The sequence below is a fragment of the Halobacteriovorax sp. genome (genome assembly GCF_048381875.1).
Lineage (GTDB): Bacteria > Bdellovibrionota > Bacteriovoracia > Bacteriovoracales > Bacteriovoracaceae > Halobacteriovorax_A > Halobacteriovorax_A vibrionivorans.
Genome location: NZ_JBLXBP010000001.1, coordinates 434,968 through 452,873, shown reverse-complemented (window position 1 = coordinate 452,873; position 17,906 = coordinate 434,968). Strand labels below are relative to the sequence as shown.

The window sequence follows — 17,906 nt, the reverse complement described above, 5'->3', positions numbered from 1 at the left end:
TACCACACCGTAGAAGGGGCCTAAATTGGCCCCTTTGTTTTTAGAGAACTAATTACTGTTCACATTATTTACATACTTGAATTTGTTTCAATTTCTCCTTATTTCGTTCCATATGTTGATAGAGTTAGGGCAATGAATTTATTTAAAGCAGCTATATTATTTATTGTCTTAGTCAGTATGTCTTATAAGACATTTGCTTCCACTGGTTTGGTTGCTATTAAAGGTGAGTCTTTACCTGCTGCTGATCTCTATAGTCCTAAATACGGTGCTATCGACTCAGAACAAGCCTTCGAATTACAACAAGAAGGAGTGGATCTATCCAAGCTTTCGCCTGTACTTTCAAGTCTTTGGAACGGACACAATAACTTCGCTGATCATGAGCGTGATGACAAAGAGTTACCAATTTATAAAGGCCATGAATTAGATTTCAAGGGAACAATCAGCTCTCCTGCAAGTATCTTACGATTTAATGCTTCAAATAATGAAGGTAATTTCCAGGTACACCTTTCAAAAAGTCTACACACAATACTTCTTCGTAAGCATTTTCTAAGAAGGCTTGGCTACATTATCCCAGCTTCAAAATATTTAGAAGAAGTGCGTATCAATTTTAAAAATGAAAGACAAAAAGACTTCTTTAAAGACGTTGATCTAGTAACTCAATTAGGAGCATCATATAAGAATTGGCTAGTTGAAGAAGGTACGAATTATCTAGTTCTAAAAGATATCTTTGTTCGTATGCCACAAGAAAGTGATTTCTATGACGTTGCTCTGACATCTTTAAATGACTCAAAAGATTTGAGATCCCTTAGAAGCTTAATTGTGATCTATTCTTATCTTAATTTAAATGAATCAATTAATAAATTCTCATATAATTTCTTAAAAATAAAAAATGAACATCTCGTTTTTGATTATCCTACAACTTCAGATTTCGATGCAACATATGATGATGTGCTTTGGATGGCAAGACTTGTGGCCGAGCTTGATCGTGAAGATATAACGGCATTAGTAAAGGCCTCTCACTATCCTGCAATCGTTGAAAAGATTCTTATCGAGAAATTAATTGCTAGACGAAATAACTTGGTTGAAGTTTTAAAGCTTGGGGCCAAGCAATATGACTTTAAAAAAGAAATAAAACACGAATTAGTGAAAGATGGACACTTAAAGCCTCATAAGTTTGAGGGCTACGCTGGACAATTCAGTTTTGGAGCATCTCAAGGTCCACTTGATCATCTACCATCTTTTCTTTTTGGAGAAGCTCAATCAGCAGCTTTTTCTGGAATTATGGGTAAGGTGAGTGAAAACTTAAAGCTATTTAATATTTCGGATGCAAAAATAAAATGGCTGCAAGAAGACTTTGAAGGAAATAAAGAATTTGCTTTAGATTATTTTGAAGAACACGGACAATTTCCACCACTTCCTTTTTCAAGCTGGAAGTCTCCTGTTGTAAGTGGAAATATTTTATTTGGTAGAGATGTTGTCGTAGGTCAAAACTTTGGTACAGATAACTTTGTTCAATTAGCAGATACTATTGGTTTTACAACAAATTTAGGACTCTTTATTGGGCTTGAAAGGTTTATCTCTCAAACAACCAGTGGATCGTTATTTCCTAATATTGGTATTCATACAAGCTATACTCATGTAAGGCCTGTCGAAGATCTTAAGCAAGCAATTAAAACACCTTATAAGAATATGCTTGTAGGAAAAACACTTAAGGTCTTACAAAAGAATCTTACTCAATATTTATCTGCTTCAAATGATGAGGAAGATAAAAAAGAAAAGCTATTTGATATATACCGCTCAATTTCAGAAAACTTTGGGGTTGGAGAGTCGATTATTATATCAACTTCTGTAGTTCCTGATATTACACTTTCTATAAATGCTCCTCTGTTTGATGTTGCTAACGGTTATGGGAGTGTGAGTAAGAAGTATAAAGAGTTATCTCGTATTCATATTACTAGAAAATCAAAATATAATTTTCATATTTATTATGATGATGCACGTGTAAATGAGCTTAGGGTTCGAGGTGGATTATCATATCTTATTCCAATTGTTATGTTTGAAGGAAAGAAGATTGATTCAAAGCTTGATATGAAATTATATCAAATCAATCTTGATCCAGACCAGGATGAATTAGATTTTTCTAAGAACGTTGCTAAGTTTATCTCTTTATTAAGAGATCGTACAAACGATGCGATGGGAGAAGAAGATATTCAAGTATACAATAATTCAAACGACAGTCTCTTTAACTTTAACTTTTTGTTTCTTGTTAAGAAATCTCTTAATACATTTAGTGAAATACTGGTTAAAATAAAGGATCGCCTTGATATAAAATTAGTTTCTGCTAGTCATGGTGAACTTGATGGTGTCAATTATAGTAAGTTTCTTCGCAACATGGGTGGCTACCTTTTAAAGAGATATATAAGTGAAATTGGCTCAAGCTTTGATGTCGATGATCTTCCATTTCTGTCTGAAGCCAAACATTATTATAAGAATCCAGGAAAGAATCTCTTTGGAGCAGCTACTACACATGAGACAACTTTAGAGTCAAAGCTTATTGATGACGAAGGAAAAGTTGAAATCAGCAATATGAAAGAGCTCTATATGAGTTATCGTAAAACATATGAAAGAGCTGTAATTAAAGAAAAAGTTGTTAGAAAGAAACTTAAAAAGGAAAACGAGGACTTTAATTTAAAGCTATATACAAAATCAGATGCATCTGATGCCGGAGATATGCACTTTGCACGACTTGAGACAAAGATTCATTTCTTTGATGGAGCAGTTAAGAGAATTCTTAATATCTCAGATAGAGAATTAGATGAGTTATCAAGTAAGATGATTATTAGAAATTGTCACCAGAGACATCGTCGTCACGACCGCAATACTTCAGGGCAAACACGCTCTCAACGTCTTCGTTGTGGGGATCTCGATGTAATATCTAATAAACTATATTGGTGTAGGAAGTATTTACGAAAAGATAAAGCTCAAAAAGGTTTAAAGTGTCTCTCTCATGTCGGTCATTATTTTGCTCGCTACATTGATGCACGTACTCTTTTAGACTTCTTTGGTGAAAGAAACTTATACGTTGAATCTAAGCTTTCAGGATATCGCGTTGATCATGAATTAATGCTAGCTCCTATTGAAGGTAATTCATATGGAAAGATCAATACGAGAAGCTTTGGTGGGCCTATTGGTAAGTTAATATCTGTTCTTAATCTAATTAAAGCAGAAGTCAAAGGCCTGTGGTATAGGGAGGATCTTAATTAATGAGAACTCACTTGTTAAAAACATTGTTGCTTTCTGCTGTATATTTAGTTGTGAATGCTAATAGTATCGATTTAGTTTCTAGACAATGGTCTATAGATAATAATTCACAATCATATTCAAGAAAAGTATCAGAATTAGAATTTAAAGAAATCAAAGGCGTTGATGGTGTCGATATTAATTACTTTTCTGACGAGGACTTAGAAAGTATTGATGATAAAAAGTCTTTAGTTGCTATTATTGATACTGGTGTCGATATCGATCATCCTGAATTAAAAGATAATATTTGGCTCTATCCTGAATGTATTGGTAAGAGTGAAGAAGAAAAAAAAGAATTACCATGTCGTGGTTATAATGTGCTAGATGGTAATGCTGACGTTTCAGATAATGAAGGACACGGTACATTTGTTGCAGGTCTTTTATCCGCTAAGAAAGATGGTGTAGGTATCGATGGCCTATTGCCTAAAAATATCAAAATTATGCCTATTAAGGCCATCACAAACTTTCAGGGTTTTACTTATAAAGGTAAGGTCGTTTCAAGTTATATAGCTCGTGCTATAGCTTTTGCTGTAAATAATGGTGCTGATGTAATTAATCTCTCTCTTGGTATTCCAAAAGTAATCGAAACTCCACAGCTGATTAGTGCAATTGATTACGCCCTTGAAAAAGATGTGATTGTTGTTGCTGCTGCCGGAAATAATAATAAGAAAAAGAACATCTTTCCTTGTAATTATGATGGAGTTATTTGTGTTGGTGGGATTGATATTCAAGGTGAAAAAGTTGCATCCTCTAACTATGGTCAGGTTGTTGATATCTATGCTCCTGGAGAAAAGCTAATAAGTACGATTCCAACAAATATGGAATCAAAAGTTCTTCGTATTGGTCAATATGATCTTAAAAGTGGAACTTCTTACGCTATTGCTCATGTGACAGCACTTGCAGCTGCCTTGAAGTTAAAAGGAATTGTTAAAAATAGCTATGAATTCTTATCTGTCTTGAATCAATCAAGCACAAATTATTCTAAAGACTCTTGGCTTCCTAGTGTTGATTACAAGAGATCTCTTCTAGTTAAGAATCTTTATCCTGTTCTTCTTACTAAGAAGATGGATACATTAGAAGTATCTCCTCGTGGAGATATTGTATTTGAATTTGAAGTATATAATCCAAATGAATCAATTTCAGCTCATAAAGTATGTCTAACATCTGATAGTGACATACTTATTAAAGATACTTGCTTTGACAAAGAAATAGTAGGTGGACGCAATGTGATAAAGCTTAAGTCAAAAATTAAATCTTTTGATATTGAGTCTTGGCAAAATTTTAATATAAAATTAATCACTTCATCTGATGAGGTTCTTGTTTCTAAAAAGGCAAGTCTACAACTTGTTAAGCCAATTAAGTTAGACGAGGCCAAGGTCATCACTAAGATTGCAGCAGGCGCTCTGTTAAGAATTGCACCTAATATTAAAAGTTCTGCTCTGTTAAAAGTAATCGATTTCACTGCTAACAAAGCAACACAGGATTATTATGTATTAAATAATCGTTCATTAAGAAGTATTTTCTATCTAAATGAAGCAAAAAAAGAATATTCACCAATGCAAATAAAATTTGCAACAGATATCAATGTCATTAGTGTTTTAAAAGCTGATATGAATCTAGATGGTACAAAAGATATTCTTGTGTATGGAACTTCTAAAGATAAGAGAGAATATATCCTCGCTTCATATGATGTAGCTGGAAAACCTCTATTTGGTGATAAATCAACATGGAAACTAAATGCTACACAATTTGGTGGATTGAATTTTAATCGAGGAAGGCCTTATTTTAATTTTATTAAAACCACATCTAAATCTCTTGGAGATGTATTAGTACCGCTTGTTTCAAGAGTTTTTGACTTGCCTCAAATTGATAATAATCAAGATCCAATCGATTATTTAAATAACGTTAAAAAGAAACGCCCATACTATCTTCTACCTGAGGTTGTTGACGAAGAAGTTAAGTTACAAATTAGAACATTAGAGTCTTATGACTTTGATTCTAAGTTAAGAGAACAGCTAGATCTTGGTTTTTATGAAAATCTACAATTTGTATCACTTCTTGAACAAGATAATAAATCTCTAATGAAGGGGAGTGTGAAGTTAATTTTTGCAGTAGGAGAGGTCAGTTTTAATAATTACTATGTGATTAATTTTGATGATACATCTAATTTTAATATCGTTAAAAAGAAGCGCTCGCTACAGATTCATAAGTCTAATATTACAACGATTAGATCTACTGTTGATGGTGAGTTCACTCAGAACTATCTCATCACAAGACAGCAAGAACGTAACAAGCTTGCATTTAAATTCTCCGATTCATCTAAGACCTTAAGGTTTGAGAGTGAGTGGGAAGATCCTCTTTCTTCAATTCTTGCAGCATTTGATGAAGGTCAAGGCGAGTATTCAATATACGTTGAAGGAAGATATAATATTCACTTATTAAAAATTGTAGATAATAAGATAGTGAATCACTCTAAGCGTTCTATTAATAGAGAGTCTAGTTTCCCTGGTGCTAACTTTTCTCAAATCTTTCAAATGTCACAGATTAATTCTTCTAAAGGTGGAATCTATACTGATATGCAAAGACTTTTTGGAAATAACATAAGCGTTATAACAAAAGATGGTAACGTATTATCATCGAAACTCAAGTATCACTACTCAATACCTGCGCAATGTGCACTAATTGGTCATACTCAAATTGATAAAAATATGCAGATCAGGCTACATTGTATGGGACCTGGAAAGCTAAGTTCTGTCTACATTCATAATGTTAAATAAGTTTCTATTTTGTAAATGGAAAAAATAGTGTGGTTAAATTAAAGATTTGATGATCATCAGAGCTACCATCTTCTCTATCAAATTCATCTGTAAATTCTTGGATGAATTCATATAGTTTTTTTCTTGCCTTAGTTAAGTCTTCTTTTTTTACATTGATAAGGACGTGCTCAAGAATTCTTTGCTCTTTTGGCATATAGTAACTATCATCTGATAGATCACATATTTCTTGATGGAGAGGGACAAATTGTGACATCTCAAGTTTGTATTGAGGTTCGTAATCTGGATTAAGGCTAATTATTTTCTTTTCTTCTTTGATTATCGTTGAACTTTTCATTTGTTCGATAATTTCTTGATAACCTTCATTTGATTGAAAAATAATTGGTAGCGAACTTAAGTCCTTAGTTGTATTAAAGTTCTTCCACTTTAACATTTCTCTAATTAGGGCCATCTCCCATTTAAATTCAACTTGCCTTTCTTTTTTGGAGATATCCGTTACACGCTTTTGAGCAATAACTTGGAATACTTCTTCATCACCTTTAGCATTCTTTTTTGCTTGAACAAGAGATGTAAAGAAGTCTGCTTCTTTTTCATTTAGTTTGAGATTTTCTATTAATTTCTTAATTAGCTTAGGGCCAGGATGTCTTTGCCCTTTTAAGATCATAGTTAGACCTGATACACTTGAGATACCAAGCTCTTTTGCCCACTTTCCAAAAGTGTACTTGCGATCAAGTTTTTTTCGCTCACTAAAGACATCTTCTAAATAAAGTCGATAATCAATATAGCTAAATAGGTCTATACCTCTAATATCCATAACTTACGTTTCGTCTCTTTTTTCAAATAAATTTAGCAAAATCTGTGAAATATTTGAAAATTTACTAATTTATACAATGAACTAAAGATATTACACACATGGTTGAGTAAATGACGCCAATATAGGATAAATAGGCATTAAAAGGAATACACTATATGCTTAAAACTATTTTTCTCACACTCATTATCTCTTTAAACACAAGTGCAATGTTTTCTACTGTCGTATTCGATGAACTCTTACCAAATGTATCTGATGTTCTTGGAAAGACTGGTTGGGGAGCTAAAACTGGCTGGGGTGCACGTGAAATTGAAGACAAAATCCGTGATGTTCTTTTAAACGACTATCGAAATGTATGTCTTGATGGACAGAAAAATTCTGCTCGCACAGATGAAGATATAGAAATTAGATTATATAATCTTAGAGCAGAAGGTGATAAGGCATTCAATGGAAATACAATTAGCTATAATGCAATCGTAAGCCTTAAAAATTCAATTTTTATTCAAGAAAGCTTTGATCAGTATTATATTACAGTTAATTATGATGAAAAGCTTGATGAAATTTTCATTGAATATGTAAATGAATCTGGAGAAAATGCTTCAATAAATTGTTTCTAAATATACAGGCCTAGCTTTTAGCTAGGCTTTTTTTATAGTCGATAACTAATACCAACACCTAAAGATACACCACCTACAGAAGAAACAGTCTCAGTAACGATTTCATCCATTGAATAAGAATTATAAGATACTATTGCTGCTTGAGCATAGAATCCTAGGGCCGAAAAAGGTGCAATCCTTACTCTTCCTCCTGCATTATATCCCCAAGCGCCTCCAGCTGACTTCTCACCAAAGTTTTCTTGTGTAAAGTCTCCAGTTATAATGAGTCCTGCATAGGCCTCAAGTGCAAAACTTGATCGATTGATAATGCGAAATTGATATTGAAAATCCCCGTAGATACTAGTGATTTTTGTATTTTCACTTGAACCAAAGAGATAACCCAGTCCAAGCTTAAAGCCGTTTCTCGACTTTGGGTCTCGGTATTCAATAGCAAGGTTGATTCGATTAAAGGCCGGGGCATCTGTATTGCTATATTTTTCATGAAAGTCTTGCCAGTCACTGCCTGGTGAAACTCGCATGTAATCAAGACTTAAGTAGCTATTCTCTTTTAGTTTCTCAGCATCACTTTTGAAAATTTTATCAATTTCATGCTCAGTTAGCTCTGGAGTTCTATGCTCAAGTTTTGAGCCAGAGATTGTAAAGCTGATATCACTTGTTTTAACATAGGCTATTTTTCCAGAAACGATTAAAGGGACAATGCTACCTTGTTTTAAGCTCGTATCTCCAACCTTAAGCTTTCTACCACTTCTGATATATCCAATAGGGGCCGCGAGGTCGACATCAGCATAAACAACTGTTTGTCTTGCCTTTGTTATGGCAAAACGATAAGCATGCCCTGTTAAATGGAAAAGAATACAAAATAATACTAAAATTTTTTTCATATATACATTATAATCAATTTAAAATTTTTGACTACAATAGTTTAGGAACTACCATGAGATTTCCAGGTAAGAGACGCTCCAAGCACTACTTTCCGGTAAGTGCTAAAGGCAGACTTTCATTTGAAACAGATTTCAACAGTAAGGAAAATGTATATATTGTTGGAATCGATCAATTATTAGTTGATATCGAAATTGATGCCCCAACAGATCTATTAAAGCGCTATAAGCTTTCACCAGGTGAATCTTATATCTTACCTGATCACATCATTGAAGAGCTTTATCAAGACTGTTTAGAAAACGATAAAATTCTTGGCCAATATGCTGGTGGTGCCGTTGGGAATACTCTTCATAATTACTCGGTTTTATCAGATGATCAATCATTTGCTCTGGGAACTATTTGTGAAAATATAAAAGTAGGGGATTATGCCTTTAAGTATATTTGTAGTACTTCATCTAAAGTAGATTTTAGCTATTTACAGCCTTGTAAAGGGCAAATGGCCAGAGCAATTTGTATGATCACTCCTGATAAGGAGCGTACATTCGCTATTGGAAAAGGAATAATGAATCAATTAGATGAATCATTCATTCCTTATGAATTAATAAAAAACTCAAGTGCCCTCTTAGTTACAGCATTCTTGTTAAGGGATCATAGCGCTCCGTTGTTCAAAGCTACCCTTAAGGCCGTAAGCATAGCCAAGAAATATAAAGTTCCAGTTGTATTTGCTCTTGGAACAAGTTCACTTATTGAAGAGAATCGCGACTTCTTTTATAACTTTGTAAAAGAGAACGTAAATGTCTTGGCCATGAATCGCCAGGAAGCTCATGCTCTTTTAGGAATTGATGATCCACTATTAATTGGACAGGCCGTTTTAGATATTACTGATCTTGCTCTTATTACAGATGGCGACCAGGGCCTTTATATGGCCTCTTGGGCATGTAAACAAAAGGCCAGAGAAACTAAAGATAAGCTGCATTCAAAATCAATTGAAAACTATAATCAATTTGAATATTCTCGTGGACAACTAAAAGAACATTGTAAAGAGCCTATAAAGATTTACTCTCATATTAATCCTTTTATGGGAGGACCTGAGAGTATTGAAAATACTAATGGTGCTGGAGATGCTGCACTTGCAGCTATTTTGCATGATATCTCTGCTAATGTTTATCACCGTAAACTCTTACCGCATTCAATTAAGCATGATGGTACCTACTTAACTTATTCTTCGATTCACCAATTATGTAAATATGCAAATAGAACTAGTTACGAGGTTCTTAAGCAAAAGTCGCCAAGACTATCGCGCAATTTGCCAGTAAAAGAGCAGAGCTTAGAAGAAAGTTACTGGGATATGTAATTAAGGGTAGTGACCTTCTAAAATCGAATTGGGGTTTTTAGTTATAGAGCGCCCAACGACAAGAAAGTTACTGCCGGCCTTAATTGCATCTTCAGGTGTCATGATCCTTGTTTGATCATCACTTTCATCATTCTTTAGCCGAATCCCTGGTGTCACTTTTGTAAAGCTTAAGTTTGTTTCATTTTCTTGTGCGCTAATAATGGACAGGTCTTGGGCAGAGCATACAAGGCCTGTGATTTGTGCTTTTGTGATCTCATTAAGTAATGCGCTTAAACTCTCTTTATATTCTCTTCCCCATATATCTTTAATTTCTCGTGTTGTATGAGAAGTTAGAATTGTAACGGCAAGAAGTTGGCAGTTTGGAAGATTTACTTGTGCACTTTCAAATGCTGCTTCTAACATTTTTCTTCCACCACTTGCATGAATCGTTAAGAAGCTAATTGGTAAGCCTTTTAGTGCTGAAATTGCCTTTGCAACAGTTGAAGGGATGTCATGTAGTTTTAAATCGAGAAAGATTTCAACGTTAAAGTCATTTGCAATTTCATTAACTATCGAATTGCCATACTTTAAATAGAGTTCAAGTCCAATTTTAACTTTTTTGATTTGAGGATAGTCACTTAGAAGCTGTCTAACTTGATCCTTATCCATATTATCTAGTGCTACAAAGGTCTTTTCCATTTATACCTCTCCACTCATCTCTTGAAGGCTTACTGGTTCAAGTTCTGTGGTATATGATTTAATAATGGAACTTGTTACTGCCTTAATATTTTCTATTCTAGTAAAGCATGGGACAGCATATTGGATGGCGGCATTTCTAATAAATTCTCCATCGGATTGAGAGCGTCCCTGATTTAATGGTGTGTTTAGTACGAAGGCCATATCATCTTTCTTGATAGCATCAAGCATTGAAAGATTGTCACCTTTATCTGCTAATTTATTAATTAAAGTCGCATCTACATTGCATTCTTCTTTTAAGAATTTATGTGTCCCTTTAGTCGCATAGAAATTAAGTCCAAGTTCTGATAGCTTTTGGATATTTTCAATTAACTTTGGATCGTCTTTTTTTGCAAGTGATACAAGAACTGACTTCTTATTTGTTATGTCTGGATAATTTCCCAAGTACGACTTTAACATTGCAAGATCTGTGTCTTTATCAATACCAAGTGTTTCTCCAGTAGAGCGCATTTTTGGGCCAAGGATAATTGAATCTTGTACAAATCGATCAAAAGGAAATGTCGACTGCTTAATGATATGATAATCACCTTTGATATTACTTATTGTTTCAATTTCTTTTCCAAGTAATGCTTTTGTTGCAATGGCCGCAAGATTTATATCGTAGGCCTTTGATAGGAAAGGAATCGTTCGAGAGCCTCTTGGGTTCGCTTCAATACAATAGATATCTTCACCCTTAAGAGCAAATTGGAAGTTTACTGGCCCAGTAATCTTCATAATATCTGCCATCTGGCAGGCAAGTTCTCTCATTTTGTTGATGGTATTATCATTTGCTTTGGCAGGAGGAGATATCATACCAGAATCACCGGAATGAACTCCTGCATATTCAATATGCTCACATACTGTAAATACAGTATTACCGTTTTTATCTCTTATTAAGTCAACATCATACTCCAGTGCACCAGAAATATAATTTTCGACCTGGAAAACTATCGAGTTTTCATGAAGGCTTTTTAAAATTTGATCAGGAAGATTTTCGATATCCTCTGGGCCTTCAAAGATAAACATACTTTCACCACCAATAACATAACTTGGTCTAATGATGACTGGGAAGCCTACCTCTGTAATAGCGTTAATGAAGTTTTTATAACCTCTAACTTCTTTAGAAGTTGTATGCGATAGAGGAACTTCCTTAGTTAGGCTATCAAAACGTTTTCTATCCTCAACCGTATCGAGTAATTCAAGTGAAGGTCCTAAAAAGTTAAATTCTTGATGCTTCTTTCTAAATGGTGCCTCAAGATGAGAGCGAATATTAATCCCTGTTTGACCACTAAATGAAGTGATAATTTGTTCTGGAGATTCAAAACTTAGGATCTCAAAAAGGTCTTCTGAAAATAGAGGAGTAAGATAGAGTCTATCGGAGCTATCATAATCTGTTGAAACTGTTTCAGGATTTGAGTTAAGGAGTATAGACTTTACTCCTTGCTCTTTTAATTCCATACAACTTTTTACACATGAGTAGTCAAACTCAATTCCTTGTCCAATACGATTTGGACCAGAACCAAATATTGCACAACTTTCTTCTGATATAGGTTTTACGTCACTAAATTGTGTGTATGTAGAGTAAAAATAAGGTGTCAGAGCGTTAAACTCACCTGAGCATGTATCGACGGCCTTAAAGACTGGTCTTATGTTATTTGCTATTCTTTGGTCAAGAATTGCCTCAAGGCTTTTACCAGTTAATAAGGCCAAGTACTTATCTGAGAAACCATTCTTTTTTAGATTATAAAGAGATTCTTTGTCTTTAATTAAATCTGGAGAGTTTTTAAGGGCAACTTCATCTCGATGGAATAAGGCCATTTGATTAACAAACCAAGGAGTGATGGAGCTTATTTCGTAAATCTCTTGTGTCGTAAATCCTTGTCTTAAAGCTTCAAGGGCCGTTAATAGAGATAGCTCTCTTTGATTTGTTAAGCGCTCTTTAAGATATTCTTTTGTTAATGGATAAGGGGTCGTTTTTAATTGCTCAAGTGAAGGTACTTCAAGTCCTTGTTCCGTAGCACGAAGGGCCTTCATAAAAGCTTCATTAAAATTTCCACCGAGTGCAAGAACTTCTCCAACAGATCTCATTTGAGGGCCTAGAACCTGTGAGCTTGAAGGGAATTTATTAAAAGGAAAAATTGGTATCTTTACTGCAACATAATCTAGCGTCGGCTCAAATGCTACTGGAGAGATACGTGTGATATCGTTCAAGATTTCAAATAATGTTAGACCGACAGCTAGGCCAGCAGAGATTTTTGCAATAGGATAACCTGTTGCCTTGGAAGCTAGCGCCGATGATCTTGAAACTCTTGGATTCATCTCGATAACTACAATATCATCTTCATCTAGTGGATTTACTGCAAATTGCACATTTGCACCACCGGCTACGACATTCATATGTTTAGCAATTGTTAGAGACATGGTTCTTAGTTGTTGGTAACAACGATCAGAGATTGTTTGAGCAGGAGCAACTGTAATGGAATCACCTGTGTGAATTCCACATGGGTCGACATTTTCAATAGAGCAAATGACAACACCACAGCGATTTTTATCAACCATTACTTCTAGTTCAAGTTCTTTCCATCCTAGAAGAGATTTTTCCATGGTAATTGGAAACTTTACATCACTTGAGGATAAGGTTTCTTCTAGCTCTTTTAGATTGTGAACTAAAGCGGCACCTTTTCCTCCAAGAGCAAAGTCACGTCTAATAATTAAAGGAAATTTTACATCATTGTCAGCAAGTTCTAGTGCGTGTTCAAAACTCTTTGCACTAAATCTCTTACCCGATTTATAGCCAAGCTTATCTAGCTCTTTTGCAAATAATTCACGGTCTTCTGTTCTTTCAATTGTATCTGTATTTGCTCCCAGTAGAGCAACACCGTTGTCTTTTAGAAAATTTTCTTTTTCTAGTTCTATGCACATATTAAGTGCTGTTTGACCACCCATTGTGGATAAGACTGCATCGACATTTTCTTTTAGGATAATTTTTTTAATAGTCTCTTTGGTAATAGGCTCAATATATGTTCGATGACTCATCTCTTTATCAGTCATGATAGTTGCTGGATTTGAATTTAGTAGTATTACTTCAAAACCAAGTTCTCTAAGTGATTTTAATGCCTGTGTCCCACTATAATCAAACTCAGATGCTTGACCTATTTTTATTGGCCCAGATCCAATTAAGAGAATTTTCTTATAAGGTGACTCCATTTGGCCTTGGTGATATTCTGGAATCTCTTTAATATCTTCAGGATTATATTTTTTAATATCTCCATTTAAAAATTCTTTAATTTCTTCAAAGAAAACGAAGGCGTCTTTAGGCCCAGGGTTTGATTCTGGGTGAAATTGTACACTTCGGACTCTTGAATCGTAACTTCTTAAACCTTCAAGTGAGCGATCAAATAGGGAAGTGAACTCACAAAAAAGTTTTAGATTAAATTCGTTTTCAAGTCTTTTTGAATTAAATGATTCTGCATCAATTGCATAACCATGATTTTGACTTGTGATAAGTAGGGATTCATCTCCATGATTGTAGACTGGATGGTTTGCCCCTCTTTGTCCAAATGGAAGTTTTATTGTTTCCATTTCACACGCAAGGCCAATAAGCTGATGTCCTAGACAGATTCCCCTAACCGGAATATTTGATTTTAGAATTTCTTTTACTTGTGAAATCTCTTCTTTATATTCTTTTGGATCTCCTGGCCCATTTGATAAAAAGACCATCCTTGGTCTAAATTCCATAACTTCCTGTGCAGGCGTATTGTTAGGAACAACCACTAGGGGATGTCCAAGATCTTTTAAATAATTTACGATTGATTTTTTTATCCCATAATCCATAACGACAATCGGATTTTTACCTTCAATTATCCACTTCTTCTCTTTTATTGATACTCTAGATAATTCATTACAAATCAATTTGTGATTATTAAAATTTGGTGCTTCTTCACTTGTTGTTATAAGACAGCGGTGATCTTTTGATTCACATGATAAGTATTTTGTAAGAGCTCTTGTGTCGACGTCACTTATTAGTGGAGTATCACAATTTTCTAAGAATTCATTATATGAAAAGTTTCGTGCTATTAAACTTTGGGCCAATGGTTTTTGTGAAATAAGACTTTGGGAAACTTTCTCATTGTATTCGTAATTTCCAACATGGGCCGTTGTGAAAATTATATGTTGACCAAGGAAGGATGGATCGGTAGCTGTTTCTTGGTATCCGCTCATTCCCGTAGTAAAAGCCGCTTCACCAAAAATACCATCTTTTAGTCGAGAGTCGTTATTAGGGAGATTAATATATGCTTGGAATTTTGTATGATCTGGAAAATGAAGAAAAATAGGAGTTTGTTTAAGAGAGGTTTGAAAATTAAGTTCCGACTGTTGTGATGATGTCAATTGACCATCAGACTTTGTTTTCTTCATTTGTCGTTAATCCTTTATCAAAGTTAATTGTGTTATATTTTGCACCAATATTTGTATCGCCATTAGTAACCATTGCCTCAATGATTGCCATACGTACATATACTGAGTTTTCTACTTGCTTGTGGGCCATCCATAGGTTTGAATCTATTAATTCTTGATCCACTTCAATACCTATATTTGCTGGACCTGGGTGAAACACTGGAATCTTGCGGCCTACCTGACGAATTAAATCTAAGTTTAGTCCCCATTTCTCATTGTAAGTGGACATATCAAATTGATTCTCATGTCTTTCAGCTTGAATTCTTAACAGATAAACAGCATCTGTTTCTTTTAATGCTTCTTCTAGATTTGCATTTGTTTTAATACCTGCAGGTATTTCTTTCGGTAGGAACTCTTTAGGCCCACATAGGGTAATTTCAATACCAAATTGTGGCAGAAGCTTCATAAGAGAATGTGTTACACGTGAATGAGTACAATCTCCTGCAATACAAACTTTCTTTCCTGCCAACTCACCATTAAATAATTCATTTAAAGTATAGAGATCGAGCAGGGCCTGAGTTGGATGTTCATTTGTTCCATCTCCACCGTTAATCATTTTTATAGGTGGCCTTTGTTTAAATTGAGATAAGAGCTTCGTTTCCTTTGTTCGAACGATGCATATATCAAAACCTTGATAGTTAAGAGTCAGAAGTGTTTGCTCTAGACTTTCACCTTTTTTAAGTGAAGACTTCTCTGCCTCAAAATCAATGTGAATACCTTTAAGTAGGTTTATGGCCATTATGAATGAAAGTTTTGTACGTGTTGAATTCTCTAGGAAAGAGGTTGCAACTGAGATTTTTCTTTTTAGGGGAAGTCTAGCAGGGGAACCAATTTTTAGTTCCTTTGTGCGAGCGAGGAGTTTCTCAACTTGCTCTCGATTTAAGTCTTCTATTCCTTCCAGAATAGATGGAAATCCAATCATGACATTCCAATAGTGTTGAGCTAGTATGGTTTTAAAAAGAATAATAAAGTCAAAGCTTTATGGCCACAAAAAACTTCACTTTTTTTAAATAGGGAATATGGTTACCAAGAACTTTAAAGAAATACATAATAATACTCAATTAGAAGCACTTAAAAATGAAGTGAAGGGCAATCTTTTTGAGTTTTTAGTGGCCCGTCAAATTGCTATTGTCAGTAAAGTAGAGTCTCTATTCTTGAAGAATGTGGATAGTGAGCTTTTAACTATGATGAGAGAGTATGAAAGTTGGTTAAGGCAATATGATCGTAACCTATTAGCAAAACTTCCTCTTCTGGCAATTGAGATGGCCAAAGATTTAAGCTCAAATATTGAAGGTGAAATTAAAAACGTTACCGTCGTCGGTAAGAGACACGATCATATTATTAAAGAACGCCTACATGAAGCAGATATCGTTGTACAAGTTCAAGATATAAAAAGCGGTGATTTGAAGATTGTTCCAATTAGCTTAAAGCTTGTTAAAAGTGGTGCCAATATCACAACTAAGTCTGCTGGTGCGAAGAGTATTTTTGAAAAGTACTTTAGATCATATGACTCAATTGGCTTCGTTCAAAATACTTTAAATGAATTTATTGATAAGGAGTTTGATCGTTTCGCTAGCTCTCTTTATAATAGACATGGACTTGAATATAGTGGACGATTTGACTCCCTTTGGACAAAAGCTCAACTGCCAGGAGAGCTTAAGGATGCAGATCGTGATGACCTCTATATTCTCTATCGCCATTTAATTAAGCATTATCACGAAATTTTTACTAAATTACTCAGTCAAGATAAGGCCAAGTTTATTGAATCCTTACTTCCTTTAATGGGACTTGGAAACAAAGATGTTGTCCAAGGGATTTGTTTTTATAAGCATAAAAGTTATGATTTAGATTATTGTCATGTCGTAAATTACACAGAAGTTGAAGAGATAAGAATTCACGAGTTAAATCCTGAGATCTCTTCATTTAATATCTCCATTGGTGGAGATAACCTTCAAGTAAGGGTTAAGCCTATGAATAAGTTTACGGCACCTTCTTACAAAATTAACTGCTCAATGAAGTTTAAGCGAAAGGATTAAATATGTTTGATATTGTTCTGTGTCAACGTGACTATAAAGAGATAAAAGAACTAGAGTGTGATCTTTTTCAAGTTTTAGAGTTTGAAGACGATGGCCAACTAAAGGATCTAGTGAATGAAGGTAATAAGGTTTTATTCATCACTTATAAAAGTAGTGTGAGGCCAGACCTATTTAATATTTATGACTTACCTAAGAATGGTAATTGTGAGTACTACTATCTATCAAAACTAAATTTCAATAGTGAAGAATTGGAAAATAATGAGAAATTCTTTCCTAAAGTAATGGATATCACTCTTTGCTCTGAATATTACGCTGCAAGTGGTGTGTTCTATGTTGATGCTGTTGATCCAGTGGGAATGCCTCATTTTGAGAAAGCAGTGATGCCAATAGTTAAGTCTTACCATAAGAAGCAGGCTTATCGACCTGCTGTATTTCTTGATCGCGATGGTGTTTTAAACGTTGATCATTCATATGTGTATAAGGTTGATGATTTGGAGCTGAAAGAGGGGGCATATGAATTCCTCTTAAATGAGTTCAATATTGAACGTCTTAAAATCGTTTTAACTAATCAATCTGGTGTATCAAAAGGAATGTTTGAATATGAAGATGTTGTTCATTTTAATAATGCATTAAATGAATCATTACAAAATCTCATCGATGCTTTTTATATTGCACCATTTGAATTCTTAAAAGGTGTCGGCCAGTATAAATTTCACTCTCTTTGTCGTAAGCCTCATCCAGGAATGCTACTAGAGGCATGTTATGACTTTCCAATTAAGCTTTCTGATTCGTATATGGTAGGAGATAAAATGAGTGATGATCTCGATTTTCCTCTTGTTGAAACAATTCATTTACGTGGAAAGTATGAATTGGATAGTGACGTCACAATTGCTGATAACTTTAGCGAAGTAATAAATTTTGCCACTGCATTGCCAAAGAAGACAAAATAAGTCAAAATTTCTGTAT

General features: G+C 34.4%; 11 protein-coding genes. 6 read left to right on the top strand and 5 right to left on the bottom strand.

Annotation, left to right across the window (positions count from 1 at the left end; translation table 11 throughout):
- The first annotated feature begins 132 nt into the window (after positions 1–132).
- Together ACN5L8_RS02060 and ACN5L8_RS02055 are read left to right on the top strand one after the other, a co-directional pair.
- The gene (locus tag ACN5L8_RS02060; RefSeq protein WP_419172167.1) at positions 133–3,264 is read left to right on the top strand and encodes a hypothetical protein; all 3,132 of its coding nucleotides are present in this window, start codon (positions 133–135) and stop codon (positions 3,262–3,264) included.
- Positions 3,264–6,077 carry a S8 family peptidase gene (locus ACN5L8_RS02055; protein ID WP_419172166.1) on the top strand — a complete coding sequence of 938 codons (2,814 nt, stop codon included), beginning with the start codon at positions 3,264–3,266 and terminating at the stop codon, positions 6,075–6,077. Before ACN5L8_RS02060 ends, ACN5L8_RS02055 begins: the two co-directional genes overlap by 1 nt.
- A 4-nt stretch (positions 6,078–6,081) precedes the next feature.
- Here ACN5L8_RS02055 and ACN5L8_RS02050 read toward each other — a convergent pair whose 3' ends face one another.
- On the bottom strand, positions 6,082–6,888 hold the full coding sequence (locus ACN5L8_RS02050; RefSeq protein ID WP_419172165.1) for a TIGR02147 family protein: 807 nt from the start codon (positions 6,886–6,888) through the stop codon (positions 6,082–6,084).
- A 155-nt stretch (positions 6,889–7,043) separates the two neighbouring features.
- Between ACN5L8_RS02050 and ACN5L8_RS02045 the strand changes: the two genes are divergently transcribed.
- Entirely contained in the window at positions 7,044–7,502 is a 459-nt protein-coding gene (locus ACN5L8_RS02045) for a hypothetical protein (RefSeq protein ID WP_115362915.1), read from the top strand.
- Between the two features lie 32 nt (positions 7,503–7,534).
- Here ACN5L8_RS02045 and ACN5L8_RS02040 read toward each other — a convergent pair whose 3' ends face one another.
- Positions 7,535–8,383: a hypothetical protein gene (locus tag ACN5L8_RS02040; protein WP_115362913.1), complete on the bottom strand. Its 849-nt coding sequence runs from the start codon at positions 8,381–8,383 to the stop codon at positions 7,535–7,537.
- 53 nt (positions 8,384–8,436) lie between these two features.
- Here ACN5L8_RS02040 and ACN5L8_RS02035 point away from each other — a divergent pair, with 53 nt between their 5' ends.
- The gene (locus ACN5L8_RS02035; RefSeq protein WP_419172164.1) at positions 8,437–9,735 is read left to right on the top strand and encodes an inosine/guanosine kinase; all 1,299 of its coding nucleotides are present in this window, start codon (positions 8,437–8,439) and stop codon (positions 9,733–9,735) included.
- On the opposite strand, the gene pyrF is transcribed toward ACN5L8_RS02035, so the two are convergent.
- From pyrF to ACN5L8_RS02020, 3 genes are read right to left on the bottom strand one after another with little or no spacing between them, the layout of a single operon-like run.
- Complete coding sequence (gene pyrF, locus ACN5L8_RS02030; RefSeq protein WP_419172163.1) at positions 9,736–10,413, bottom strand: orotidine-5'-phosphate decarboxylase; 678 nt, start codon at positions 10,411–10,413, stop codon at positions 9,736–9,738. It abuts the gene before it with no gap.
- Positions 10,414–14,865 carry a carbamoyl-phosphate synthase large subunit gene (carB, locus tag ACN5L8_RS02025; RefSeq protein WP_419172162.1) on the bottom strand — a complete coding sequence of 1,484 codons (4,452 nt, stop codon included), beginning with the start codon at positions 14,863–14,865 and terminating at the stop codon, positions 10,414–10,416. It abuts the gene before it with no gap.
- Positions 14,846–15,826, bottom strand: coding sequence for an aspartate carbamoyltransferase catalytic subunit (locus ACN5L8_RS02020; protein WP_419172161.1), 981 nt, complete (start codon positions 15,824–15,826; stop codon positions 14,846–14,848). The genes carB and ACN5L8_RS02020 overlap by 20 nt, the downstream gene beginning before the upstream one ends.
- 97 nt (positions 15,827–15,923) lie before the next feature.
- On the opposite strand from ACN5L8_RS02020, the gene ACN5L8_RS02015 reads away from it, so the two are divergent.
- Together ACN5L8_RS02015 and ACN5L8_RS02010 are read left to right on the top strand one after the other, a co-directional pair.
- Entirely contained in the window at positions 15,924–16,940 is a 1,017-nt protein-coding gene (locus ACN5L8_RS02015; RefSeq protein ID WP_419172160.1) for a hypothetical protein, read from the top strand.
- Positions 16,941–16,942: 2 nt separating this feature from the next.
- Positions 16,943–17,890 carry an HAD-IIIA family hydrolase gene (locus ACN5L8_RS02010; protein ID WP_419172159.1) on the top strand — a complete coding sequence of 316 codons (948 nt, stop codon included), beginning with the start codon at positions 16,943–16,945 and terminating at the stop codon, positions 17,888–17,890.
- Positions 17,891–17,906: the final 16 nt, after the last annotated feature.